The sequence below is a fragment of the Parasphingorhabdus sp. genome, assembly GCF_039968395.1.
Lineage (GTDB): Bacteria > Pseudomonadota > Alphaproteobacteria > Sphingomonadales > Sphingomonadaceae > Parasphingorhabdus.
Genome location: NZ_JBDVPV010000005.1, coordinates 217,696 through 242,181 on the forward strand (window position 1 = coordinate 217,696; position 24,486 = coordinate 242,181).

The 24,486-nt window shown below is 52.7% G+C and carries 20 protein-coding genes; 10 read left to right on the forward strand and 10 right to left on the reverse strand.

Annotated features, from left to right (window positions below; genetic code table 11):
- Positions 1 to 75 precede the first annotated feature (75 nt).
- A complete protein-coding gene (locus ABJI30_RS11765) occupies positions 76 to 741 on the reverse strand; it encodes a phosphoribosylanthranilate isomerase (protein WP_348016885.1) in 666 nt (221 codons plus the stop codon).
- Positions 742 to 813: 72 nt separating this feature from the next.
- On the opposite strand from ABJI30_RS11765, the gene ABJI30_RS11770 reads away from it, so the two are divergent.
- Positions 814 to 1,236 (forward strand): hypothetical protein, encoded by a 423-nt coding sequence (locus ABJI30_RS11770; RefSeq protein WP_348016886.1) that lies wholly within the window; start codon positions 814 to 816, stop codon positions 1,234 to 1,236.
- Between the two features lie 2 nt (positions 1,237 to 1,238).
- Here the strand turns inward: ABJI30_RS11770 and pyrF are convergent, their stop codons facing one another.
- From pyrF to purB, 3 genes are all read right to left on the reverse strand, one after another.
- On the reverse strand, positions 1,239 to 1,913 hold the full coding sequence (gene pyrF / locus ABJI30_RS11775; RefSeq protein WP_348016887.1) for an orotidine-5'-phosphate decarboxylase: 675 nt from the start codon (positions 1,911 to 1,913) through the stop codon (positions 1,239 to 1,241).
- A complete protein-coding gene (locus ABJI30_RS11780; protein WP_348016888.1) occupies positions 1,910 to 2,317 on the reverse strand; it encodes a hypothetical protein in 408 nt (135 codons plus the stop codon). Before ABJI30_RS11780 ends, pyrF begins: the two co-directional genes overlap by 4 nt.
- Positions 2,318 to 2,420: 103 nt before the next feature.
- On the reverse strand, positions 2,421 to 3,722 hold the full coding sequence (purB, locus tag ABJI30_RS11785) for an adenylosuccinate lyase (RefSeq protein WP_348016889.1): 1,302 nt from the start codon (positions 3,720 to 3,722) through the stop codon (positions 2,421 to 2,423).
- A 94-nt stretch (positions 3,723 to 3,816) separates the two neighbouring features.
- Here purB and ABJI30_RS11790 point away from each other — a divergent pair, with 94 nt between their 5' ends.
- Positions 3,817 to 4,962: an ATP-dependent 6-phosphofructokinase gene (locus tag ABJI30_RS11790; RefSeq protein ID WP_348016890.1), complete on the forward strand. Its 1,146-nt coding sequence runs from the start codon at positions 3,817 to 3,819 to the stop codon at positions 4,960 to 4,962.
- A gap of 61 nt (positions 4,963 to 5,023) precedes the next feature.
- Positions 5,024 to 7,186 carry an FAD-dependent oxidoreductase gene (locus ABJI30_RS11795; RefSeq protein ID WP_348016891.1) on the forward strand — a complete coding sequence of 721 codons (2,163 nt, stop codon included), beginning with the start codon at positions 5,024 to 5,026 and terminating at the stop codon, positions 7,184 to 7,186.
- A gap of 7 nt (positions 7,187 to 7,193) precedes the next feature.
- Here the strand turns inward: ABJI30_RS11795 and radC are convergent, their stop codons facing one another.
- The gene (gene radC, locus ABJI30_RS11800; RefSeq protein ID WP_348016892.1) at positions 7,194 to 7,898 is read right to left on the reverse strand and encodes a DNA repair protein RadC; all 705 of its coding nucleotides are present in this window, start codon (positions 7,896 to 7,898) and stop codon (positions 7,194 to 7,196) included.
- A 146-nt stretch (positions 7,899 to 8,044) separates the two neighbouring features.
- On the opposite strand from radC, the gene ABJI30_RS11805 reads away from it, so the two are divergent.
- From ABJI30_RS11805 to ABJI30_RS11815, 3 genes are read left to right on the forward strand one after another with little or no spacing between them, the layout of a single operon-like run.
- Positions 8,045 to 11,194, forward strand: a complete 3,150-nt coding sequence (locus ABJI30_RS11805; RefSeq protein ID WP_348016893.1) for a YdbH domain-containing protein — start codon at positions 8,045 to 8,047, stop codon at positions 11,192 to 11,194.
- Positions 11,195 to 11,216: 22 nt separating this feature from the next.
- Complete coding sequence (locus tag ABJI30_RS11810; protein WP_348025435.1) at positions 11,217 to 11,483, forward strand: YnbE family lipoprotein; 267 nt, start codon at positions 11,217 to 11,219, stop codon at positions 11,481 to 11,483.
- Positions 11,483 to 11,881: a YdbL family protein gene (locus ABJI30_RS11815; RefSeq protein ID WP_348016895.1), complete on the forward strand. Its 399-nt coding sequence runs from the start codon at positions 11,483 to 11,485 to the stop codon at positions 11,879 to 11,881. The genes ABJI30_RS11810 and ABJI30_RS11815 overlap by 1 nt, the downstream gene beginning before the upstream one ends.
- 350 nt (positions 11,882 to 12,231) lie before the next feature.
- Here the strand turns inward: ABJI30_RS11815 and ABJI30_RS11820 are convergent, their stop codons facing one another.
- On the reverse strand, positions 12,232 to 12,675 hold the full coding sequence (locus ABJI30_RS11820; protein ID WP_348016896.1) for a hypothetical protein: 444 nt from the start codon (positions 12,673 to 12,675) through the stop codon (positions 12,232 to 12,234).
- Positions 12,676 to 12,756: 81 nt separating this feature from the next.
- Complete coding sequence (locus tag ABJI30_RS11825) at positions 12,757 to 14,736, reverse strand: S9 family peptidase (RefSeq protein WP_348016897.1); 1,980 nt, start codon at positions 14,734 to 14,736, stop codon at positions 12,757 to 12,759.
- 468 nt (positions 14,737 to 15,204) lie between these two features.
- Between ABJI30_RS11825 and ABJI30_RS11830 the strand changes: the two genes are divergently transcribed.
- Entirely contained in the window at positions 15,205 to 15,642 is a 438-nt protein-coding gene (locus ABJI30_RS11830) for an ion channel (protein WP_348025436.1), read from the forward strand.
- 55 nt (positions 15,643 to 15,697) lie between these two features.
- A complete protein-coding gene (locus ABJI30_RS11835; RefSeq protein ID WP_348016899.1) occupies positions 15,698 to 17,695 on the forward strand; it encodes a hypothetical protein in 1,998 nt (665 codons plus the stop codon).
- Between the two features lie 163 nt (positions 17,696 to 17,858).
- On the opposite strand, the gene ABJI30_RS11840 is transcribed toward ABJI30_RS11835, so the two are convergent.
- From ABJI30_RS11840 to ABJI30_RS11850, 3 genes are read right to left on the reverse strand one after another with little or no spacing between them, the layout of a single operon-like run.
- Positions 17,859 to 18,116 carry a hypothetical protein gene (locus ABJI30_RS11840; protein WP_348016900.1) on the reverse strand — a complete coding sequence of 86 codons (258 nt, stop codon included), beginning with the start codon at positions 18,114 to 18,116 and terminating at the stop codon, positions 17,859 to 17,861.
- Positions 18,117 to 18,144: 28 nt separating this feature from the next.
- Entirely contained in the window at positions 18,145 to 20,088 is a 1,944-nt protein-coding gene (locus tag ABJI30_RS11845) for a TIR domain-containing protein (protein ID WP_348016901.1), read from the reverse strand.
- A gap of 19 nt (positions 20,089 to 20,107) precedes the next feature.
- Positions 20,108 to 21,826 carry a serine protease gene (locus ABJI30_RS11850; RefSeq protein WP_348025437.1) on the reverse strand — a complete coding sequence of 573 codons (1,719 nt, stop codon included), beginning with the start codon at positions 21,824 to 21,826 and terminating at the stop codon, positions 20,108 to 20,110.
- On the opposite strand from ABJI30_RS11850, the gene ABJI30_RS11855 reads away from it, so the two are divergent.
- Positions 21,825 to 22,238 (forward strand): hypothetical protein, encoded by a 414-nt coding sequence (locus tag ABJI30_RS11855; protein WP_348025438.1) that lies wholly within the window; start codon positions 21,825 to 21,827, stop codon positions 22,236 to 22,238. The genes ABJI30_RS11850 and ABJI30_RS11855 overlap by 2 nt on opposite strands.
- Positions 22,235 to 24,481 (forward strand): EAL domain-containing protein, encoded by a 2,247-nt coding sequence (locus tag ABJI30_RS11860; RefSeq protein ID WP_348016904.1) that lies wholly within the window; start codon positions 22,235 to 22,237, stop codon positions 24,479 to 24,481. Before ABJI30_RS11855 ends, ABJI30_RS11860 begins: the two co-directional genes overlap by 4 nt.
- Positions 24,482 to 24,486 lie beyond the last annotated feature (5 nt).

Here is a 24,486-nt window from a genome sequence, read left to right on the forward strand (position 1 = left end):
TTTATATCACATCCGCTCGTGCTGAGCTTGTCGAAGCATTTTTCCAGAACGCAACCTGTTCATCCTTCGACAGGCTCAGGACAAGCGGGAGGCGTCATATTCCCGAACCGCTTGGCAAAAGCGTGCGATTCTGTCCACATCTTTGACGCCCGGCGCGGATTCCACACCCGAGGACACATCGGTCAGCGGTGCGCCGGTGGCTTCCAGTGCGTCGATGACATTGTCGGGATCAAGCCCGCCGGCCAGACCCCAGGGTAGCTGATGATCATGATCGGCCAGCAACGACCAGTCAAAGCTGGTACCGGTTCCGCCGGGCAGCGATGGTTCCTTTTTTTGGGCAGGCGCATCAAACAGCAAGCGATCCGCCGCACCGACGTAACGCGCCGATTTCGCCAGCGTCGGCTTGTCCCGCACGCCTAGCGCGCGCCAGATTTCGAGCCCGCTATTGTCACCCACAATCGTCAGCCAGTCCGGCGTTTCACTGCCATGAAACTGAATGATATCGGGGCGTATCCTGTCGATTGCCTGACCGGTTAGCTTGGGATCCGCATTGACGAGCAGCAATACCGCCTTGATCCTGTCACCTGCATAAGCGCGCAATTCCGCCGCACGTTCCAGCGTGACATGGCGCGGACTCTTCCCGAAATGGACGAGCCCGAAATAGTCCGCACCTGCGTCTATCGCAGCGTCAATGGTCGTTTCGGTGGACAGTCCGCATATTTTGATTTGGGTTTTTTGCATTGTCAAAAAAATCTCGCTCTTTGGACCGGCGGCGTTATACCCACTTTGTAAACTCGCTGAAGGGCGTCCACAATGTATAAGTCTGTTATAGTCGGAATTTTTCTGATTTTCTTTTCGAGCTGTTCCGGTGTTGCGGAATCAACCGAGAAAGCAGAGCTGGTCGTCGAGCGATTACACAAAGATTACAATCTCGAGAGGTTCGATCGAATATATAAGACCAGTGCCTCGGACTACAAAAAGGTAGTTAAGCCCGAAATGAACAGGCGCTTGTTTAAGACGATCCGAAGAAAATTGGGAAAGGTCAAAGAGGCTAAACGCGTTGGCTGGAATGTGAATGCAACCACCGGTGGAACATTTGTAACATTAAACTATGAAACAGAATTTGAGTTGGACAAAGGTGTGGAAACATTCACCATTGTAGTGAGTGATGGCAAAGCAGCAATGTTAAACTTTAATGTCAATTCACCGGCGCTGATGGTTGAACTCGACGAATAATACTAAAGCGTCGCCTCAATCGCCCTTGCTGCCGTGTTTGGATCATCCGCACCGGTGATCGGGCGCCCAATCACCAGCACACTTGCGCCATTGTCGCGCGCTTGCCGGGGGGTAACCGCCCGTTTTTGGTCGCCCATCGCGCCGCCTTTGGGGCGCAGTCCCGGGACTACGAAAAAACCGTCTTTCCAGGCTTTGTGCGCTGCGCCGACTTCGTTGCCGGAACAGACAATGCCATCTAGTCCTGCTTCCTGTGCAAGACCGGCAAGCCGTTCGACCTGGTCGTGCGGAGAGCCGCTATAGCCGATCTGGCTCATGTCGCGGTCGTCGAGGGACGTCAGCAATGTCACGCCGACGACCTTGGTGTGACTGCCGGCGGCGGCTTTGGCATCTTCCATCATCGCTCGGCCACCAGAGGCATGGATGGTGACAATTGCCGGTTCCAGCACATTGATCGCCTGCATCGCCTTGGCCACGGTATTCGGAATATCGTGCAGTTTGAGATCGAGAAAGATCGGCAATCCGATTTTCTGGATTTCATGCACACCGTGATGGCCATTTGCACAGAAGAATTCGAGACCCAGTTTCAGGCCGCCGACATGTCCTTTGACTGCCTTGGCGATACGGGTTGCCCGATCCAGATCGGGTGTGTCGAGCGCGACATAGACAGGATTGGTCATGCGTCGGTTGCTTTCTTGCCTGTTGCTGGATTGTTTTCCACCGGAGAAACAGCGGGCGTTGCTTTGGAAATCTGATCCTTGCTCAGATCAAGCGGGGCGGCAGCGGGCTCGGCTTTTGGCGTGGCTGCTGCGGTAGGAGCAGGCGCAGGAGACGGCGATGGAGCGGGGCGTGCTGCCGCTTCCAATGTCTTGATGCGCCGGGTCATGCGCCAGCGCGCGGTGCGGTGGACGATCCACAGCGGGAAAAACCCCAGCAGAAAAGCGCCGATGACCAACACCGGCAATTTCGTGTCAATCCGCACATCCTGCCAGATCAGAACGGATGTCGGCGACCAGTTGTTGACGGCGAAGACAACCAGAATGACGGCCAATATCACCCAGAAAAGTGTTTTTATAAATTGCATGTGCACCCTTGCATGATCGTCGATTGCGCTATCCTAGGCGCAAATTCGGTCAGTGACCAGACCTCTGTCAGGCGGCTGCCGATCAAAGCAGGCAGGTAGTCTCCTATTCCCCGAAGACCCGCGCAAAGATCGTGTCGACATGCTTGAAATGATAGTCGAGGTTGAACCGTTCTTCGAGTTCTTCGTCGGACATTTTCGCAGACACATCGGGATCTGCTTTCAGCAGGTCCAGCAATGCAATCTCCCCGTCCGATTCCCAGACCTTCATCGCGTTGCGCTGGACAATCCGGTAGCTGTCTTCGCGGCTGATGCCGGACTGGGTCAGCGCCAGCAATACGCGCTGCGAGTGGACGAGACCGCCCATGCGATCGAGATTTTTCTGCATGCGTTCCGGATAGACCAGCAGCTTCTCGACCACGCCCGTCAGTCTTGCGAGAGCAAAATCCAGCGTAATTGTTGCATCGGGACCAATCATCCGTTCAACCGAGCTGTGTGAAATATCCCGTTCGTGCCAAAGCGCCACATTTTCCATGGCGGGCAGGGCATAGCTGCGAACCATGCGGGCCAGGCCGGTCAGATTTTCTGTCAAGATCGGGTTGCGTTTGTGCGGCATCGCGCTGGAGCCTTTCTGGCCCGGCGAGAAATATTCTTCCGCCTCCAGCACTTCGGTGCGTTGCAAATGGCGAACCTCGACTGCAAGCCGTTCCACCGATGAAGCGATGACCGCAAGAGTTGCAAAATATTGTGCATGGCGGTCGCGCGGTATCACCTGGGTCGAAACCGGTTCAATTTCCAGCCCCATTTTCTCTGCGACATGCGCTTCGACTTTGGGATCGATATTGGCGAAGGTGCCAACCGCACCGGAAATCGCGCAGGTTGCGATTTCCTTGCGCGCCAGAACCAGACGCTCGCGGTTACGCTCAAACTCGGCATAGGCTTGGGCCAGCTTCAGTCCGAAAGTCACCGGCTCGCCGTGAATGCCGTGGCTGCGGCCAATGGTCGGGGTCAGCTTGTGCTCATATGCACGGGTCTTGATGGCCGCGAGTAGCTTGTCCATGTCGTCGAGCAGGATATCGGTTGCGCGGGTCAGCTGGACGGCCACGCAGGTATCAAGGACATCGCTTGATGTCATGCCCTGGTGCATGAACCGTGCTTCATCGCCGACATTTTCGGCAACATTGGTCAGAAATGCGATGACGTCATGTTTCACTTCACGCTCGATTTCATCGATCCGCGCTACGTCAAACTTGCCGCGTGCCCAGATTGCTTCTGCCGCTTCTTTGGGCACAACGCCCAGTTCAGCCAATGCATCCGTTGCATGAGCCTCGATTTCGAACCAGATCTGGAATTTGGATTCAGGCTCCCAGATGGCAACCATGTCAGGACGGGAATAGCGCGGGATCATTTTTTCTTTCCTTGAACTTGGAAAAACTGGTTTAACCGGTTTTGTCTGCGGATCTGATTTGCGGCTCCGCTAGCAGCAAGATGATGAGTCGGCAATGCATCCGATCATGGTGGTTGCAGGAAATGTAAGGGAGAATGAAATGCGTCTGGCAGTTTTAACCGGCGGCGGCGATGTCCCGGGGCTAAATCCCTGCATCAGGTCGATCACCATGTCGGCCTGGCAGCGGGGGTGGGACGTGATCGGACTGCGGCGCGGTTGGGAAGGGGTGTTGGCGGTCGATATCAATGACCCCTGGTCCCTCGAAAATTCTGCGATGGTGCTGGACAAGGAACGGGTGCGCGGCATTGACCGTCAGGGCGGGACGATATTGCACAGTTCGCGCTGTGACCCGCGCAACACAGACGAAGGCGATCAGACACAGAAAGTACTCGATACCCTCGATGCCCTGAAAGTCGACGCCCTGATCACCATGGGCGGCGATGGGACATTGCGGTTTTCGGCGTATCTTGCGAGCCTCGGTCGCAATGTCATTTCGATCCCCAAAACGATGGACAATGATGTGTACGGGACTGATTATTGTATCGGTTTCTCGACCGCCGTGACCCGGTCGGTTGAAGCAATAAACGCGCTGCGTACAACCGCAGCAAGCCATGAACGAATTGCGGTGATTGAGCTCTTCGGGCGTCGCTCCGGCGAAACTGCTTTGCTTTCGGGTTTTCTCTCGCAGGCGGATCGTACGGTCATTGCTGAAGTCCCCGCAGATATGGACAAGCTGTTGCCGCTGTTGCTGGCGGACAAGGAAAATAATCCTGAATCCTATGCGCTGTGTATTGTTTCGGAGGGTGCAAAACTGGCCAATGACGCTGTGCAGGAAGACGAGATCAGCAAATCCAATACGCACCGTGATAATGTCAATATCGGGACGCGGCTTGCGCGCGAAATTGAAACACGTTCGCCAGAGCGCACCATTGTTCAGGAACTGGCGTATTTGATGCGGGCAGGGGAGCCCGACGCGATGGACCGGATGGTTGGTTTTGCCTTTGGTGCGCTGGCGGTTCAGCTGATTGAGGAAAAGCGTACGTCCAACATGGTTTGCCTGACTGATGGGAATTACGGCGCGGTGCCAATCGGGACGTTGCTGGAGGATACAAAGGGCGTCAACGTCTCTGGACTCTATGACGCCCGGCAATATCGGGCCAATCTGCTGCAGGTCGAGAATATGCCGATGTTTCTCTATTAACAGAACTGCCAACTGTAACTTGCGGGCATTTTCTGCGAACAAGGGTTGAGGGGAATGCGATATGACCAACGACACGCCGGTTTTGCAGGAAGAGAAACTTTCACCATTTGTCCGGGTGACCCTGCGTATCTGGGTCAAGACCTATCGGTCGATATTGTCGCTGATCAGTCCGTTTTTCGATTTGCTGGTGCGATTTCTGGTGGCGCAGGCGATTTTTCGTTCCGGGATCGTCAAGTTGTCCGATTGGGATACCGCGCTCAGTCTTTCCCGGTTTGAATATCCCGTTTCATGGATGGCTCCGGATACCGCTGCTGTTGTCGGTGTACTGGTCGAAGTCCTCGCACCTATTTTGCTTCTGTTTGGTCTGTTCACGCGCGCCGCGGCGCTGGCGATTTTACTGCTGCTGGCGATCAGCCAGACTGTTTACATCCCGATCGACCTCAACCTCTGGCTGATCGCCATTCTGGGCTGGTATATTTTTCGTGGAGCCGGAGGGTTTTCATTTGATCGTGCACTGGCTGGTGGATTGGGGCAAAGCGCCTTGCCGCTGGCACAGCCAATCATGCGGACATGCAATTTTCTGACAGAAAAACTGGCACCGGTCTGGCTGCTGTTTGTCCGCCTTTGGCTGGCCGTCACCTTGTTCGTTGTTGCGGAACTGGTCCAAGCTGAAGCAAGCGCAATCTGGTTGCCCCTTGCGAGTTTTGAAGGTGTCGGATCGGCACTTGCAATCGGGCTGGGCGTTTTTCTTCTGATCGGCCTGGTGATGCCGCTGGTGAGCCTTGCCCTTATTTTGGTGCTCAGCACGCTGGCGGTTATGGGGCTGCATCCCGATCTTACGCTTTATCCGATGCTGCTTTTCGGGCTGCTGATCATCTTTGGTGCCGGGCTTCTTTCTATCGACAGGGCAGTGTCTGGCTGGCTGGAAGCCAATATCCTCTTTGACCGCAAATATGAGGACGTTCCGGAACACTGGCCGCATATCGTTGTGGTTGGTGCCGGATTTGGAGGATTGGCCTGTGTCAGCAAACTCAAGAACCTGCCGGTTCGGATAACCCTGATCGACCGTCACAATTACCACCTGTTCCAGCCTTTGCTGTATCAAATTGCCACGGCTGCCTTGTCGCCAGCTGACGTCGCGACGCCGATCCGGGGCTTGTTCCGCAGTGATGGCAATGTGCGCGTTTTGCTGGGCGAAGTTTCGGGAATTGACAGCAATGCCAAGCGGCTGACCTACGGGGACAGCCAGCTCGAATATGACCATCTCGTGCTCGCGACCGGTGCATCTCACAGCTATTTCGGCAAGGATGAATGGGCACCATTTGCACCGGGGTTAAAAACGATTGAAGACGGGGTGTCCGTTCGCGGCCATGTCTTGCGCGCCTTTGAAAGAGCGGAGGCATCCAGTGATCCGGTTCGCATCGATCGCTTGCTGACATTTGTGATTGTCGGCGCCGGGCCAACGGGTGTGGAACTCGCCGGAGCCATTGCCGAACTGGCGCATCAGGGATTGAAAGATGAGTATCGCCGGATCGATCCGGCCAAAGCCCGAATCATTTTGGTGCAATCGGGTGAACGAATCTTGCCGGCATTTCCGGAAGATCTGTCGGCTCATGCCGCAGCTTCACTGGAAAATCTGGGGGTTGAGATCCGGTTGAAGTCGCGCGTGACCAATATCGAAGCGGAGCGCGTGCAGATTGGGGAAGATACCGGGATTGCAACCGAAACCGTGTTGTGGGCTGCCGGAGTTGTCGCCTCTCCGGCCGGGAAGTGGCTGGGGTCGGAAACTGATCGCGCGGGCCGGGTGATTGTCGATCAACATTTACGCGTGACCGGACATGACAATGTTTATGCAATTGGAGACACCGCAGGCAGTAACGGCTGGGATGGAAACCCTGTGCCGGGTCTGGCGCCCGCTGCCAAGCAAGCCGGTGCCTATGTCGCATCCAGCATCCAGAAACAGCTGCTCGATGATCGGCAGATTGCTCCATTTGCCTACAAGCATCAGGGAAGTCTTGCGACGATCGGGCGGAAAAGCGCTGTCGCGGATTTTGGATTTGTGAAACTGCACGGTGCTCTCGCCTGGTGGTTGTGGGGCGCGGTTCACGTCGGATTCCTGTCGGGAATGCGCAATCGTATTTCGGTGCTGGTGAACTGGATTTGGTCTTATTTCACTCTGCAACAGGGTATCCGGTTGATTACCGGCAACAATAGCGGGGAATGATCGCAGCCTAGATCAATCCTTTCGTTCGAAGGGATATATGCCCGTCCCGGCCGATGATGATATGATCGTGGACTGACAGGCCCAATTTGCTGCCGACATCGATAATGTCCCGGGTGGTGGCTATGTCCTGACGGCTGGGCGAGGGGTCGCCGCTGGGGTGATTATGGACCAGGATGATGGCAGTTGATCCCAGTGCAAGCGCGCGTTTTATGACTTCACGGGGATAGATTGCAACCTCGTCGATGGAACCTTCGCTCATGATCTCGTCCCGGATCAATCGGTTCTTGCTGTTCAGATGGAGAATTCGGACACGCTCCACGGTCAAATGCACCATGTCCGCCCGGAGATAGTCCAGCAAAGCTTGCCAGCTCGACAACACAGGTTCGTTCACCAGTGGGTCTGCCAGCAACCGAACGGCGGCGATGCGGGCGAATTTGAGAACCGCCACGCTCGAGCGTCCCATTCCGGACATTTTCTGCAAAAGTGCGCTGTCCGCATTGGCGAGAGCTGCAAAACTACCGAACTCGGCCAGCAATCTGCGCGCCAAGGGGGCGGTGTTCCGGCGGGGCGTGACCAATGCCAGCACATATTCCACCAGTTGCTGATCTGACAGCGCGTCGCCATTGTTTTCCGCCAGCAATTTCCGCAGATACCCGCGATTGGTATTGCTGTCTTCCGACTGGTGACTGTCGTTGCTATCTGATGAGAACATAAAAGGAACATATATTTTTTGGAAGCAGTTGGAAAAACTAACTGCAAAATATCAGGTGAAAGTCCGAATCTGTCCAATCCCGATTATCTGTCTGATCGCATCATTGTACATTGCAACTTAAGGAAGACTTCTGCATTTCAGAGGGGATGGACGAAGAAACCGAAAACCTTCCGATCGGGCGGCGACTGAGGCTCAGGCTTTTCCTGTTCCTGATCGCTTTTCTGCTGGTTGTCGGCTTTCTCGTCATCTGGTTCAGCCGGATTGATCTGGCCAATAATCTGGTTCGTTCCGAGCTGGATCAACTGGATGTTCAGGCAAGTTACGAAATTTCCGATATCGGATTCAACAAACAGGTTATCCGCAATCTGGTGTTGGGCGACCCCGCGAGTCCGGATTTGACGGCTGAATTGGTCGAGGTAGGCAGCAGTGTCTCGTCCAGCGGTGCCGGGATAAACTGGGTGCGAGCCAAAGGAGTCAAACTGTTTGCCAGTTACCGGGGCGGCAAACTGTCGCTGGGCGAGCTTGATAAATTTCTGGACCCGAATGATGAAAGCCCCCTGGCTTTGCCGGATATCTGGCTCGGTGTGGATCGCGGACAGATGCGTATCGACAGCGATTATGGCATTATTGGTATCTCGTTAAATGGGGAAGGTAATCTTCAGGATGGGTTCGACGGAGAAATCGCTGCGATCAGCGAACGATTGACATTCGGTGATTGCAGGACCTCTGATCCGACGTTTTTTGGCAATGTGTCCATCAGCCTTGGCGAGCCTCGCATAAGAGGCCCATTGCGGCTTCCCGCCAGTTCTTGCGAGAATCTGTCTGTGTCAGCGGAAGATATGGCGGCGCAGACCAGTCTTCGACTGACAAAAGATCTTGCGAGCTGGGAAGGCAGTATCGGAGTTGTCGGAGGGCCGCTGCGATACCCAGATTTTGATACCAGCGAGATTAAATCATCAATCAGTTTTTCCGGAAATGCCGAAGAAAGCAAGGGTGTGATCAGCCTGACGGCCAGTGAACTGGAAGCGCCCTTTGCTACGGCCACCGTCGCACAAGTGGAAGGGCCGTTCGCCATTGGATATGGTGCTGAACAGGTCACCGCCAGTTTTCGCGGAGACCCTGCCTTTGAATCGGTGCGAATAGGGCGCAGGTTTCTGACGCAGATTAATTCAGCGGCGCAAAGTGCTTCGGGTACTCCGATTGGACCTGTTCTCAAACGATTTGCAATTGCCACTGCAGCTGCTGGTCAGTCTATCGATGTTGAAAGCAGCGTGCGTTTTACGATGGGCGATCGTGGTTCACGTGTCGCGCTCAATAGTCTTGATATGAAATCACGATCGGGTGCGAGCATCGCGCTGGATGATCCGCTTTTGCTCACATTTGCCCAGGACGGGCTGGCGATACTGGCTGATAGCCATATTGTGTTGAACGGTGGCGGGATGCCAGACATGCGCGTCACCATCAACGATGGAAGTGTATCGCAAGGGTTTTCGGGGCAGATTGAAATGGCCGCCTATGATGCCGGAACAGCCAAGCTGAATATTCCGGCCTTGTTGTTTTCGCCATCCCGAAACGGCGGGACGGATATCGATGGACGGGTCATTCTGAGCGGGCCATTACCGGATGGCCAGTTGACCGGTCTGCAAGTGCCGGTCCGCGGGAATGTTTCGTCCAGCGGCCGAATCTCGCTGTTTCGCGAATGTGTCGAGGTAAAATGGACGAGTGTGCAGGCGTCAACCCTGGTGGCAGGCCCAGCTGGTGCGACAATCTGTCCGGAATCGCGTAGTGCGATTGTGTCGGGCAACGGTTCAAACCTGACCATCACAGGGCGGACGTCGGGGATTGAGCTGGTTGCCGCCGTCGATGGAACCCCTCTGACGCTGTCGACCGGAAATCTCAGCTACTCTTCAACGGCCGGCGTGACCGGTCAGAATCTTGCGTTTCGCTATGGCGAGACCGACAGCCTGACAAGTTTTGCGATTGAAAATTTTTCGGTCGCTCTGGGTCAGATTATTTCCGGGCAGATATCCGGAGCCAGCGGGCAGATTGCCAGCATACCGCTGTTGATGAAAGATGTGCAGGGCGACTGGCGGCTGGACGACGGAATGCTTCTGGCAGAAGCTGCTCTGCGGGTGCGGGACGAGCAGCAGGTAGAGCGATTTTGGCCGATGATCAGCAAGAACATGAAGCTTGCGTTCGTCGATGGTAAAATTACGGCAGAAGGCACATTGCTTGAACCCACAACGGAAAGACAGGTCGCCTCGGTAGATCTCAACCACACACTGGAAAACAACGCCGGGGAGGCCATTCTGGACGTTGGCTGGCTCACTTTTGACGAGCAGTTGCAGCCCGGAATGCTAACCCCGCTGACGCTTGGTGTGATCGCAAATGTAAATGGGACCGTAACGGGTAGCGGACGTATTAACTGGGATAATAGTGGTGATGGCGTGGTCAGCGTCGGCAAGTTCAAGACCGAAGGCATAAACCTAGCGGCCGCGTTTGGGCCAGTTACCGGACTAACCGGCGAAATTGAATTTTCCGATCTGCTCGGACTGGAAACCGCACCGGGGCAGTGGGTGCGCATGGCGGAAGTCAATCCCGGGGTTCCCGCGTTTAACGGTATGCTCAGCTATCGATTGCTCCCGGACTATAAAATGCAGGTAGAAGGCGGCCAGTGGCCATTTTCAGGCGGCATGTTATATCTGGAGCCCACGGTTCTGGACCTCGGAGAAGATGCTGAACGCAGGCTCGAATTTTCGGTGGTCGGTGTCGATGCCGCACAGTTTTTGACCAAATTTGAATTTGAGAATTTGAGCGCGACCGGCATTTTCGATGGCAAGCTCCCCATGGTGTTCGATCAGGACGGGGGCAGGATCGCCGGTGGTTATCTGGTTGCCCGAAAAGGCGGCGGATCGCTCGCCTATATCGGCGAATTGACTTATGAGGACATGGGAACATTCGCCAATTTTGCGTTCAACGCCTTGAAGTCTCTGAAATATCAGGAGCTGACCATTGGCATGGATGGTGCGATCGACGGCGAAATCATCACGGAGGTAAAATTTGCCGGTCTCCAGCAAGGCGACACAGCGAGCAAAAACTTTGTCACGAAACAACTGGCCAGAATACCTCTGGAATTCAACGTGCGCATACAGGCACCCTTCATGCAGCTGATGAGCAGCGCAAAGTCCTTTTATGAACCCGAATTGCTGGTTGGACAAAATTTGCCGGCACTTTTGCGGGCACGAGAAGAACGCGCAGAAGAAGCGACCAAAATATTGAAAGAACAAGATGAATAGTCCGTTCAGGGAGGGGCAAGCGATGTCCGGCTATGACCGACAGCAAGATAGAAGCAGATTGACGGATCGTCTCAACAATGCGATTCGTCAGTGCATGAAGAGTTATTCGAAGGCTGGCCTGATACTGGGCGTTTTGGGGCTGAATGCGGTTTTGGCAGGATGTGTGCAGGTTTCTGCACCGGACAAACCGATCGTGATCAATCTCAACATCAATATCAAGCAGGAAGTGGTGTATCGCCTTAACGACGATGCACAGGAGTTGATCAATAGTGACGCGGAGATTTTCTGATGTTTGAGTTTATACGGAAAAACAGCAAACTGACGGCTTTGGCCGGCGGTGTGACACTGGCTGCAATTGTCGCCACACCCGTTCTCGCACAGCGAGATCCTGCTTATTCAGCGGCGCGTTCTTCGGGCGCAATTGGTGAAAAACCCGATGGGTATCTGGGGTTTGTTTCCTCCCCCTCTGCGCGGACAAAAGCGCTGGTTGAGGATCTGAACATCAAGCGCAAGGCGGCCTATACCCGCAAGGCGCAGGAAACCAATTCCACGGTTGAGCAGTTTGCATTTACGTCAGGCTGCAATCTGATCATGCGAACCGTGGCAGGCGAGAAATATCAGGCTCCGGATGGCAGCTGGCAAACCAGGACATCCGCCGATCCGGTTCGCGATTCACGCTGCCCCTGATCGACAGGTAACAGGAATATTCTGAAAGGCGCTCCGTTAGTTCGGGGCGCCTTTTTTCGTGGGCGGTTGCGGGCGCTTCAATCCGCGGGGCGCGGTATGCGTTTGCCTTTGGTCCGACTGGTCAAATGAAACTTCCGGCACCGGTCGCAAAAATAGGGCCGAAGAGGGAGATCGGCACGCTGAGCCGCCACCAGCGCGTCTTGCTCGGACAGGTAACGCACTTTCCGCCTGCAAATGCTCTGCCGTGTACGCATTTGTTTCTGGTTCTCCGCATTGCCGGTTTCGACGCATGGACTGCCTTAACCTTGTGGAAAAAGCTGGATCACCATTACCAAGGCTATCCACTAGGTCTATTGTTCATAAGCATTTTGTTCGTCTGATTCTGCAAGACTTATTTCGGTTTTGGTGGTGGTGCTGACCACGATTTTAACTCTGTCCTTGACCAAGCCATTGGGCATGTTTTTTCCAAATTTCCATTTGGCTTGTTCGCATAGTGCCTTCCCTTGTTCTTCGGTTACGAAATGTTCAAATTTGCACGAAGAAATTGAACCATCTTTCTCTCTCACCAATGTGATTTTACTGGTGGTTGAGACTCCGTGGGGCAAAGGCAGGCTAAACGCTTGACGAGTCAAGCTCAGGTTGGGCGCTTGAGCAGGAATTTGCCACCGAACCGCGCTTTTCCAACTCCCTTTAGCCAGATGCGTCCAACGCGGGATGAAAGCGTGCGCGTTGTGTGACCCCGGTGCAGGTTGTGTAATCCAATGCGGCTGACCCGCTCGAAGATGTGATTTCATAAATTTGCGGCGCTAATACAAATGTGCATCGTCAATATGATCTTGTACTTTTTGGAGGAGAGCTAAGGCAAAATTCAAACCTCACTTCTCTTCTTTTTTTTCTTCTTCTTCTTCGGGTGTCGTTGCCTCAATTTTTAGATCGTCGGCTTGCGGATCACTATTGATTGCGGAAGGGTTGTGTTTAGCGAGAAACTGTAGCGACTTTTTCAAGAAGTTTGTTGAATCGGCACTGTTGGCAAAGTCATGACCAGATTTGGGAAAGTATATTTTTTCAAGCTTATCGAAACCAACTTTGTTTAGTGCTTTTACGAAATCATAAGCCTGTTCTTTGGGTACATTTGTGTCTCGCAGTCCCTGCGCCACAAGCACGGGCACCTCCATTCTGGCGGCCTGTTGAACCGGAGATATGGCTTCGAGGTCTTTCTTTTCTTCACCCGCGACTTTTTCTTCCCATTTTCGGGCATAGCGTCGTGCCGCAAACTGCTTTCTGTCATATTTCAGCATCGCCCGAACATCAGTCACGCCATTCAGACTGATAGCACATTTATATTTTTCAGGCTGCCGGATCGAGCTCCAAAGCGCGGCATAACCGCCATAGCTGGCACCCATTATGCAAACCTTGTTCTTGTCGGTAATACCTTGTGCGATCAACCATTCCGTTCCGTCATCAATGTCATCAATCATACCTGTGCCCCATTGGTCATAGCCTTTTTCGACATAGTCCCGACCATAGCCAGTCGAGCCCCTGAAATTGGGTTGAAGTACAACATATCCGCGATTGGCTAGCAACTGCGCCCAAGGGTCAAATCTCCAACTGGTGCGCATGAACGGACCGCCATGCGGCAGGATCACCGTCGGTAGATTTTTCTTTTTCGATCCGTTTGGCATTGTCAAATATCCAGGGACCATATGGCCATCGCGTGATTGGTATTTGACGGGTTCCATTGCCACCATTTTTTCAGGATCAATCTTGTTATACGGGATCAGGACTTGCTCAATTTTTTTTAACTGGGGATAGTAGAGATAATATGAGCCCGGATCTGATCCTGATCCCGACCAAAATAAAGTCACCGTGCGATCGTCACTGGTTCCCAATATCTTGTTCTGCTTGGTTTTGAAAACCCGGCCAATCCGCTGGTAAAGGTCTTCCAGTTCTGGAACCAGCCACTTTTGCCCCGGTTTGTCTGCATCATATTCTACGCCGATCAGATTTTTGGCGGAGTCCATCACTAGATTGGTTACGTCGGCGGTCGGATGTTCGTAGATAGCTTCACCAATAATATCCTCACGAATATTGTAATTATAGGCACCGAACCGTCCGTTTTTTCCGTTTGTCAATATGATCGCCTGACCGGTTTCCGGCAAAAACTGTAGATCTTCTACGACACCATCTTCAAAAGAATCATAGCGCCGGTTTTCGATCTTCACCAATTCGCCACCGGGTTGCTCACGATAATATAGCCGCCATCGCTTCTTGCTATAGTTTATGCCAGCGCGGATATTTCCTTTGTTGTCAGAGATCCATTGATCAATCTGGTGACGGGGTTTTTCCAAGACCACTTCACTAGCATCCGATAGATCGATGCGAACAGCATAGGGCTTCCCACGCCGATATTGGTACGCAATGATGTAACGCCCATAGGGGTCTCGAAAAATGATATTGTCTTTGATAAACTCTGATTTTTCATTCAGCGAAGTAATCTTGGACGTTTCCAAATCAATGGTTTTGAGGGTATTGGTCGAATAGACGAAAAAAATTAGATTTCGTGCACTGCCGAAACTAACAAGCAGTTGTTTGTTCCCAGCCCAATGGAACCAGTTGAGTTTGGTATCGCCAATGGAATAATATTTGGGTCCGCTTTCCTTTGGAGCAGATAGATCAATTATTCCAACATGCTTTGCGTCTCCTTTGGTGACCAATACGGCCAGTTTCGTTCCGTCTGGAGACAGGGATGGCGAATGCAAAAAGGGTAGGGCAGCATAACTCTCAACTGGAACGGGTTCTGGACTAAGTTGGTCCTTGCCTTCAACGGATTGCGGTACAACCAAAAGGTTCGTCAACAGTATCAGGATCAAAACCTGAACCAGCTTTTCTTTCTTGTTAAGAACCGGCGTTTGTAGACTGGAGATAGTACACCTCGATATAAAAGAGACCAATCATCTCAATGAAACGAAATTCATTCAATAGGAAATTTGCCAACTAGCGTTCAACACTATCTTTTTACTCACAATTTGTAATTGTGATTGTGACCGCTTCATCCCGAACGCAGACATTGGGAATTCTGTTCTCCGACAGGCTTTTAGATTGAACCAACTGCCGATACTCCGCGGCGGGGAAAGATTCGCATTCATGATTGCCTGTCTTTTCGATCGATAAACTGTCGGGATTGCAAACCTATGTAAAACAATACTAATGCTAGATCATCCAACCGGTCAAAGTTGGGAATTCGAGAAACAGCAAATCCAGATGACCTACGGTTTCTGCATTTTCGATTTGACCGGTTCATATTTTGGATCGAGGCTTACATTATGCAGGAATTGTTTGTCCCTTTGGCTTTGTCGGCAGTGCTGATCGGGGTGTGCCTGTATCTGCACTTCAAGGTTTTGCGAAGCGTTGGCAGTCAAATGACGGCAATAAACGAGAGATTCCGCTATCCCATGCTGGTCGTGATGATGGTGATATTCTTGACTCATTTGGCGGAGATCATAATTTTCACCGTCGCGTTTTGGGTGATGACGATGACAGGGATTGGCAGCTTGGCAGGTGCGCATTCTTCGACCCCGGCAGATTTCTTTTACTTTTCGATAGCATCCTATACCACATTGGGGATGGGAGATATTGCTCCAGAAGGAGCCGTCAGGATTGTTGCCGGGCTTGAAGCGCTAACCGGGCTTTTGCTGATTGCATGGAGCGCGTCATTCACTTATTTGACGATGGAAAGTGTTTGGGCACCGGAAAAGGACTAAGGTCATGGTAAAGCGGGGATTCAAGCCATTTCATACATAAGAATATATTCCGATCATGAAGGTTGAAGCGCCGCCCTCACCAAAGGTTCGGGTGAGCGTCGGTGTGACCGGTCATCGTCAGTCGCATCCCGGCTATGCCGCCAATGCAGATCGCATCGAAACGGTGATAGGCGCTATCATGACGGCGATCGATACGACGGCCAAAAATGCACCCTTGCTGCTCGGCCCGGACTCGTTGGCGCCAATCCGGTTGCATACGCTGCTCGTCGACGGAACGGACCAGGTCGCCGCCAATCTGGCGAATGATCGGGAATGGGAAGTTATCAGTCCGCTGCCCTTTGGAGAGAATCTCAACCTAGCGATCAATGCGGAGCCTGGAAATGCGGGTGATGCAAGAGCGTTGCTTGCCGGTCGGCCAGCTGAAGACGACACGGTCAATCGCCGGGTTGAAGCCATCAGGGCGATATCAGATCAGGCTCATGTGTTTGAATTGGCTGATCAGGATACGAAGATTACTGACCTGTATCTGGCAATGCTGGATCAGCCCGACAGTTTTTCGCGGGCACAGGATTTCGCGCATGAAAGTGCGCAACGGGCCTTTTTGGCGGGACGGATACTGATAGAGCAATCCGACCTCCTGATCGCAATATGGGATGGGAAAAGTACCGCCAATATCGGTGGAGCGGGTCATCTTGTCGCTGCCGCCCTCGAACTCGGTTCACCGGTTATCTGGATCAACCCGGAAAGTCCCGATGACTGGAAATTGTTGCGCGTACCGGAATCGCTCGCCAATATCTCGAACGTAGACGGCATCGAAGATCGCGATACCGGGCTGAATCAGATCATCGCGACGGTAATTTGTCCTGACCGCGAGGAAGGATTGGACCAGGCCAGCAAACATCAAGGGCTGGGGACCCTTCTTTCGGCAAAATGGCATGATCGCAGCGCGCGGCTGACCCATGGATACCGCAGAATCGAAGCGCTTTTCGACAATGAAAAAAAGCCGTTGAGAAGCCTGGTGCAGCACTATGAAACACCAACAGACATTGCCCAGGGAAGCGGAGCAAAATTGCTTGCAGAAGCACGAAATCTCAAAAACGCAGATCCGGAAATTACTGACAAAATCGAAACCGTGGCGATGCGGAATTTCGGGTGGGCTGATGGAATATCCGACCGATTGTCAGATCACTATCGTGGCGGGATGATTATCAACTTCCTGCTATCATCTTTCGCCATCGTGGGCGGTATATTATATCTGCCGTTGGTTCCAGCCGAACAGAAATGGATATTTGCACTCTTTGAATTTGTCCTGCTGATCGGGATTGTTGTCATCACATTTCGGGGCCGGAAATATCGCTGGCATGGCCGGTGGTTTGAAACGAGACGGGTTGCCGAATATTTTCGGCATAGCCCGGTGTTATTGATGTTGGGCATAGCGCGCGCGCCCGGAAGGTGGCCGTGCGGAACCGAAACGTCTTGGCCAGAATGGTATGTCAGGCAGGCTTTGCGGGGCATTGGACTGCCTCGCACGAAAGTCACGGCAGATTATTTGCGATCAACCCTTTGTGCGTTGCTGGATCATCATGTCGTTCCGCAACGAGACTATCATCACAAAAAGGCACGGCGATTGAAGCATGTTCATCATCGTCTCGATCGGTTCTCAGAATTTCTGTTCGGCTTGGCAATCTTGTCAGTCGCGACCTATTTGATGTTGAAAGGTCTTTCTGAGGTTAACCTGATCAACGCCGATGGTGTCGGCAAACTTTCGAAGACATTCACGGTATTGGGCGTCTTGTTTCCGACTTTTGGTGCAGCGATAGCCGGTATCCGCTATTTCGGTGATTTTGAGAGATTTGCAGCCATCTCGGAAGTGACTGCTGAAAAACTCGATGCGATCAACGACCGCTCAAAACTTTTGCTGGAGGCCCCGGATAGCGAAATCGATTATAGCCGCGTTGCTGCGTTAGCCCAGGCCACCGATGATATCGTGGTTTCCGAAATTGAAAACTGGCAAGCCGTATTTGGTGGCAAGAACATCACCGTTCCCGTTTGACTTAATGGCTAGCGGCGTTCCTGCAATCAACCGTTGTGGCCGCTAAAGGAAGCGCGTTGATTGCGTTTTGAACGATATTTTATCTTGCGATGCCCGCGTGATGAAAATGCAAATGAAAAAAGGCCTCAAAGATGAGGCCTTTTTCACATGCATTTTGGACTGGCTACTGGTCCGTTGATCCCTGATCCGTCGAACCCTGGTCCGTTGATCCCTGATCCGTCGATCCTTGATCTGTTGACCCCTGATCTGTCGATCCTCCATCGGTCGCTCCGCCATCATCAGAAGGCAGCTCCTCAGATGCCATTGCACCATCATCGGGCGCGGCTTCGTCAACAGTAGCCGCGTCGTCTGATGTCCCGCTACAGGCGGCAGTGCCGGCGATTAACAGCGCCGCGGACGATGCCAATAGAATTTTACGCATTTTTTTCTCTCCCTCTTGAGCCCAAAAACTATATGAAATTCAGCTTTGATAGCAAGGTCTTATATTTTTCCTCTGATCTCAGTGTCTCCAGGAACGGGTCATTGAGAAGATAAACCAGTCCGGAGTCTCCTTCCGCTCGAGCGCGATCCAATGTGGCAAACGCAGCATCCTTCTCGCCCCACTGAGCCAATATCTGCGCCTGCTGATAAAGACCATTATCCCCATATTCCCGAACCAGTTCGTCAAACAGTATCTGAGCTTCTTTGTCTTGTCTTTCGCGTCGCGCAATCATGGCGCGACCCGGCAAGGAGATGAGGTTGTTTTTCTCCTTTGCATAGGCGATTTTGGCATCATCCAGACGGTTCTGCACTAAATAGGCGTTGCCAATATCGCCGTTTACGCTGTTGCGTTCGGGATTTATCTCGAGGGCCTTAAGCGCATATTCTATGGCTTCATCATATCGTGTTTCGGCGTATTTTATCACGCCTGCAGATTTGAATATCGACGCATTAAGTGGATCCAGTTGAGACGCCCGTTCGATAGCCGCGTTCGCTTTATCAAACTCCCCGACCCTTGCCCAATAAATGGCACAGCTACTGAACACGTCGACATTATCTTGTGCCAGCTCGTAAGCTCTTTCAAACGGTGCGCGGGCGCCACCGACATCCAGGCGACCATAAAATAGCGCATATCCGAGTGCCGAGAACCCCGCCGCAAATTCCGGGGCGATCCTGGTTGCTTGTGTCGCCTCTTCAACCGCTTCGCCATATAATCTTTCTCGTTCTTCACGATCCGCATATTGATTGGCTATGACCGCCAGGGATCGCGAACGGCCGGCTCGGGCTGCGGCATAACTCGAATCAATAGCAATAGCCCGTTCAAACATCGCAAGCGCCTTGCGTTCGCTGACTTCATCAATATGGCTCGCAAAAATATCCTGACCACGCAGGAACACATCAAAAGCGACAACACTTTCGGTGCCACCAACGTGCATCTTTTCATTGTCAACGGAATCGCCATCGATCTGAAGAGACAGGGCCGACGCGACCGCTGTTGCAATTTCTGTCTGAAGGGCGAAAATATCGACTATCGGACGCTCAAATGTCTCGGCCCACTGGCTGAGCCCGGTTTCTCCATTCGTCAAATCAATTGCGATTTTGACACGATCACGGGACCGTTGCACATTGCCATCCAGCAGAAATGTTACGCCCAGCCTCGCCGCGATACTGCGCACATCGCCTTCATGGTTGCGGAAACTGTTGGATGATGCTTGTCCCATGACCTGCAATAGCGGATTCCGCGAAAGCTCAGATCGAATTTCCGAAGCCATCCCGTCTGAAAAATAGGTCTGTTCCGGATCACCCGTCAGATTGACGAAAGGCAAAACCGCGATGCGCCGTTCCGTTGACATGTCGGAAAAAATACCGCTGCCCCAAAGGGCTACACCACCGCCGACAGCGACAAGCGCCGCCCCGCCGGCCAGCAGGTGACGACGATCAATTTGCCGCCGAACTGAAACGCCTGTTTCCGGCAAAATAGCAGGTTTGTGTACAAGCGCGCCTATGGCTTGAAGCATTTTCTGCATTTCGGGCGAACCGGGTTTGGCTCCCGCACGCGATAGGTCGATAAACTGAAACTGCCGGAAACCGAGCGGTGGCTCGCTACCGTCGATCGACAAAGGCACAAGGCAGCGGCGATCGCGGCCGCGCGTAGCTTCGTCATGAACCCAATGAGAGGCCACGGATGTTTTTGACCACAGCACCACGACGGCACTCGCATTTTCAAGTGCTTCTTCGGTGACGCGATTAAATCGGACGCCTCCCTCCAGCAACTCATCCCACCAAACGTCGAATCCCGCATTCTTGATCGCGTCGATAATCGGCCTGACGGCTTTGATGTCGTCGCGCGAATAGCTGATAAAAACTTCGGGGCCGAAATTTTCTTGAGCCACCATGTCTTCCGGTTCAGACATTGATAATTTACCCCCCAAATTATAGCGGAATGACCCGGCCAGATTTAAATTTCGTTTTGGCAACCGCAATCCATCTCAGATATGGATAGACATAAGCTGATACCGATGGATTGTCATTTGCGCCGCATCCGACAGCCCAGGAGATTATGCCGACTTGTACCTTTTTTCCACCCTCGTAGCCGATAATCGGTCCGCCGCTATCGCCCAGACAAGTAAAAATCCGCCGTCCCTCTCTGGCTGCGCTCGAGTTTTTCGGTGTTACTGCGCACAACATGTATTTTGTTACTTTTCTGCCATAGCCGGGTCGTTTCTGGCACAGCCTGCGGGTGAGGATATCCATTTCTCCAAACCGCAGCGCGGCGGGGTTTCGCTGTGCTCCTCCAGCGCTTGTCAAGCGGGTGTTCGAACCGGTAACTTCCTCCATCACACCCCATCCGTACCAGCTCACCCTGCTGTTACTTCGAACCCGTTCAGTCGGCAATCCAATCGACTTTGCTTTTTTCATGATTTTCGAGACAGTGCTGTGATCCGGTTTGATCCTGATCAGCGCGATGTCATTGGTGTGTCCGCCCGGCTTGTAGTTTTTATGCACAACAATCGAATCGATCGCCATTGTCGTTCCGCCATATTTCAAATTCTGGGTTCCCAGTTTTATTCGACGAAATTTGAGGACACTCTGCCGTGCTGCAGTCGATCCCGAAAACGGTTTGTTGGCAATACAATGTGCGGCCGTCAGTACCACATTTTTGGCGATCAACGTTCCTCCGCAACGGTGGGTTTTTTCATATAGCTTCCAATCGGTTCTGCTTAAGATTGTATTGGCACGCAGCGATCCGGGGGTCTGATTAATCGTTGAATAGAGTTGGACTTGCCAGGGCGCTGTCAGTGGCGGGGCGACGTACCCGCCACCGCCACTTTCAACAGACAAACCAGGAGAATGCGCCGATACTCTCCAGTTGTCAGGAATTCGTGGCATTATTCCATCTGTCGGAACCAACATATCGGGATCAATGGGCCGGTCGGATGATATGGTGATGTACACATAGGTTTTGGATGGGTCCGGCCTCAGATCGGTGCCCGTCGCACTGCTGATCCCATCACGAATTTCGATTGCACCCGGGCGCAGTGCGCGCTGTTGGTTCCGGTTGAGAGGCCGCAATATGCTGCTGCCATTCTCGTTATCAAAGCGGACAATGGCTACATATCGCTCGCTATCTCCTGTGTTTTCTGCCGCAAGTGAATAGCGGCCCCAACAATCATGGCCAGCATCGGGAGAGCAGATCTGGCCCAAATTGCTTATCGAGGTCTTGATCTTTGGCAATGGATTCTGGTTGGCTTTTTCCAGCAACTGCCGCAGCCACAGAATCTTCTGCGCCTCTGTTTGCAAACTCTTTTCAAAACTGCCGTCGTCGAGATTGCCGACAATAAGCGGCACTTGCGAGACCCATGGCGTCGGAAATGTCAATGCATACTGATAATATAACTCGGCAATATATTCTTCCGCACGGTCAAACCGTTGAGGAGATCCGGTATCGGGAAAATGGAAATCTATATCAACCAAAAGCAAGGTGTCGGGAAAATCGGGATAGCGTGCGAGCAAATATTTCGCGTCGCTTTTCGATGTCGCAATGCGAATATTGGGGTTGCGGTCGAGAGCGGTCTCGATCTTCGGCTTAACTTCGATCAGCGAATCTGCCAGCGCGATGGTGACAAATTCAGATGACAATTTCGAACGCATGGTAGCAATGTCTTTGCATTCCGAAGAAATACAATTTTCAAGATTGATCGACTTTGGCTCCTGGGCACTTGCAGCCATTGGCACAGCCAATGCGGACAGTGCCGCCAGGAAAAAAGTCCAAAATCCAGACATCATCGCCCCCCTCTTTGCTTGGCAAAAACGTCTTATCTTTGCGGCCCCTTTTCAGACAGCTTATCCTTTTTCGGAAAAATGTAAAATCCTACGTTCCAATTCGGTCAAGCCGCGGTTTTTGGTGAACCTGTTAGCCGGTTTTTGTTCTGCTAAATGGGCTTTCTGCAGTTTTCTGTACAGCGGCGGCACCGGAAATTGTCCCTCAGACCACGGCGTTCATCATTTTCTTACTTATCGTCGGTATGGTGCGGGAGAAGGCAGCAACAAGAAGTCGAAATGAAGCAAGATCATTCCCAGTTTGAAAATTTGGACGGGACGGAGTCATCCGTTGATGATCCGAAGAATTTTTTCGAGCGGATGACTTCCCGGCTAACTAAACAGACCGATGTGGAAACTCCGGCTCCGCCCAGCATCAAAACCAAGGAAGCCCTGCTTTTACTGCAGAATTACGAGGAAACACGGCAAGGCTGGTTCTGGTCAACTGACCCGGATGGAAATCTGACCTATCTGACCGAATCCGTTGCGCAGGTTCTGGACAAGACCGCCAAGGAGCTGGTCGGCACGCCATTTACCCAGCTTTTTGTGGGTGTTGAGCAAAATGCGGATAATCAGAGGACATTGCCGTTCCTGCTGACCAAACAGACAAAATTCATGGAGCTGCAATTGCAGGCAGCGACAAAGAAAGACGAAAAATGCTGGTGGGCTGTTTCAGGTAGTCCCCAGTTTGACAAGGCCGGTGAGTTTACGGGTTTTCGCGGCAGCGGCACCAACGTAACGGCTCAGCGTCAGTCCGTGGAAGACACAGCGCGCATGGCGATGTTCGATTCATTGACCGGACTTTCGAACCGGGCGTCCATGTCGAAGAAGCTGGAGTCAACTCTGACAGCCTTTACCCAGCAAAAGCGGACATGTTCGGTCATGCTGCTGGACCTGGACCGGTTCAAGATCGTCAACGATACTCTCGGACATCCCGCCGGCGATCAGTTACTTAAACATGTCGCCAAGCGTCTGACACGGGCAGTTGGCGAATTTGGTGAAGTAAGCCGCCTAGGGGGAGATGAATTCCAGATCTTGTTGCCGGACTGGGAAGATCGCGGAAATCTGGGCGAGCTCGCCAATACGATTATTTCTTCCCTTTCCCAGCCTTACACCATTGAAGGCAGTCGGTGCATTATTGGCGCATCGGTGGGTGTTGCAATTGCCCCGTTCGATGGCATGAATTCAGAGGAACTGGTCCGGAGCGCAGATCTTGCACTTTATGCTGCAAAAGGGGCCGGACGTGGCCGATTCCAGTTTTTCTCACAAGACCTTCAGCAGGCTGCAGAAGACCGCAGAATGCTGGAAGAGGATCTTCGGGATGCCTTGTCGAAAGACGAGTTGACCTTGTTCTACCAACCAATCGTAAACGCGAAAAATAACACGGTCACGGGCTTTGAAGCCCTGATGCGATGGAATCACGGGGAGCGCGGTCCGATTTCGCCAGGGCTGTTTATTCCGATAGCAGAGGATGCAAATCTCATCGGTCCGCTGGGAGAATGGGCTCTTCGAAAAGCGTGTGATGATGCGGCGCAATGGCCAGGTGATATTCGTGTTGCAGTTAATGTGTCGCCGATACAGTTTGCGGATGATCAGCTACCAAATCTGGTGAAGCAGGCATTGAAAACATCGGGGCTTCGTCCAGACCGTCTGGAGCTCGAGATTACGGAAAGTGTATTTCTGGGCGAATCTCAGGAAACCGAAGAAATGTTCTGCGCGCTGAAGGAAATCGGCGTCAGATTGGCACTCGACGATTTTGGCACGGGCTATTCATCGCTCAGCTATTTGCAAACCGCCCCATTTGACAAGATCAAGATCGACCAAAGTTTCGTCCGGGGCGCAACCGAACCCGGTTCTCGTAACGGCGCGATTATTGCCGCGATCGTAGCGCTGGCCGAGGCGCTGGATATGGAAACCACCGCAGAAGGAATTGAAGCGCTGGACGAACTGGACTGGATCCGCGAATTGAAGGTCAGCCATGTTCAGGGCTATGTTTACAGCATGCCTGTGCAAAATGAAGATCTGTGCGAACGGATTCAGGCTGGTGACTGGGTGCTTGTGCCAACCGGACCTGCCAAGCACCGGAGCGACAGGCATTCGATGTTCCGCAAGGTCAATATCGTGCACGAGAATAGTTGTTATCCAGCCATGGTTCGCAATATTTCGAAAACCGGAGCCCTGATCGAAGGAATTGTTGATGTTCCGGTGGGGACGCGATTTGTGGTCGACTTTGGTGATGGCCAGATTGCCGTTTCCACGGTCCGGCGATCAATGGGGCAGCAGCAAGGGCTCGAGTTTGACCAGCGGTTGGTTGATGACGGAAACGGCGGCTTATGCACCAGAACGCGTGTATCGCCCTATTTGGTCGCAGCCGCGGGAATGCCTGTTCCCAATTTGCCGAATGATTTCTATCCGGAAAACAACCAGACTCAGGCAATTGCTGCAGTCCCGGCCTTTTACACCACGGATTCCTGGAAGGCCGCCTAGCTTCG

What these genes read in the sequence shown, in the direction of transcription:
- ABJI30_RS11765 (WP_348016885.1), bottom strand. Translation starts at nt 741, where the DNA reads ATGCAAAAAACCCAAATCAAAATATGCGGACTGTCCACCGAAACGACC.
- ABJI30_RS11770 (WP_348016886.1), top strand. Translation starts at nt 814, where the DNA reads ATGTATAAGTCTGTTATAGTCGGAATTTTTCTGATTTTCTTTTCGAGC.
- pyrF (WP_348016887.1), bottom strand. Translation starts at nt 1,913, where the DNA reads ATGACCAATCCTGTCTATGTCGCGCTCGACACACCCGATCTGGATCGG.
- ABJI30_RS11780 (WP_348016888.1), bottom strand. Translation starts at nt 2,317, where the DNA reads ATGCAATTTATAAAAACACTTTTCTGGGTGATATTGGCCGTCATTCTG.
- purB (WP_348016889.1), bottom strand. Translation starts at nt 3,722, where the DNA reads ATGATCCCGCGCTATTCCCGTCCTGACATGGTTGCCATCTGGGAGCCT.
- ABJI30_RS11790 (WP_348016890.1), top strand. Translation starts at nt 3,817, where the DNA reads ATGCATCCGATCATGGTGGTTGCAGGAAATGTAAGGGAGAATGAAATG.
- ABJI30_RS11795 (WP_348016891.1), top strand. Translation starts at nt 5,024, where the DNA reads ATGACCAACGACACGCCGGTTTTGCAGGAAGAGAAACTTTCACCATTT.
- radC (WP_348016892.1), bottom strand. Translation starts at nt 7,898, where the DNA reads ATGTTCTCATCAGATAGCAACGACAGTCACCAGTCGGAAGACAGCAAT.
- ABJI30_RS11805 (WP_348016893.1), top strand. Translation starts at nt 8,045, where the DNA reads ATGGACGAAGAAACCGAAAACCTTCCGATCGGGCGGCGACTGAGGCTC.
- ABJI30_RS11810 (WP_348025435.1), top strand. Translation starts at nt 11,217, where the DNA reads ATGTCCGGCTATGACCGACAGCAAGATAGAAGCAGATTGACGGATCGT.
- ABJI30_RS11815 (WP_348016895.1), top strand. Translation starts at nt 11,483, where the DNA reads ATGTTTGAGTTTATACGGAAAAACAGCAAACTGACGGCTTTGGCCGGC.
- ABJI30_RS11820 (WP_348016896.1), bottom strand. Translation starts at nt 12,675, where the DNA reads ATGAAATCACATCTTCGAGCGGGTCAGCCGCATTGGATTACACAACCT.
- ABJI30_RS11830 (WP_348025436.1), top strand. Translation starts at nt 15,205, where the DNA reads ATGCAGGAATTGTTTGTCCCTTTGGCTTTGTCGGCAGTGCTGATCGGG.
- ABJI30_RS11835 (WP_348016899.1), top strand. Translation starts at nt 15,698, where the DNA reads ATGAAGGTTGAAGCGCCGCCCTCACCAAAGGTTCGGGTGAGCGTCGGT.
- ABJI30_RS11840 (WP_348016900.1), bottom strand. Translation starts at nt 18,116, where the DNA reads ATGCGTAAAATTCTATTGGCATCGTCCGCGGCGCTGTTAATCGCCGGC.
- ABJI30_RS11845 (WP_348016901.1), bottom strand. Translation starts at nt 20,088, where the DNA reads ATGTCTGAACCGGAAGACATGGTGGCTCAAGAAAATTTCGGCCCCGAA.
- ABJI30_RS11855 (WP_348025438.1), top strand. Translation starts at nt 21,825, where the DNA reads ATGGTAGCAATGTCTTTGCATTCCGAAGAAATACAATTTTCAAGATTG.
- ABJI30_RS11850 (WP_348025437.1), bottom strand. Translation starts at nt 21,826, where the DNA reads ATGCGTTCGAAATTGTCATCTGAATTTGTCACCATCGCGCTGGCAGAT.
- ABJI30_RS11860 (WP_348016904.1), top strand. Translation starts at nt 22,235, where the DNA reads ATGAAGCAAGATCATTCCCAGTTTGAAAATTTGGACGGGACGGAGTCA.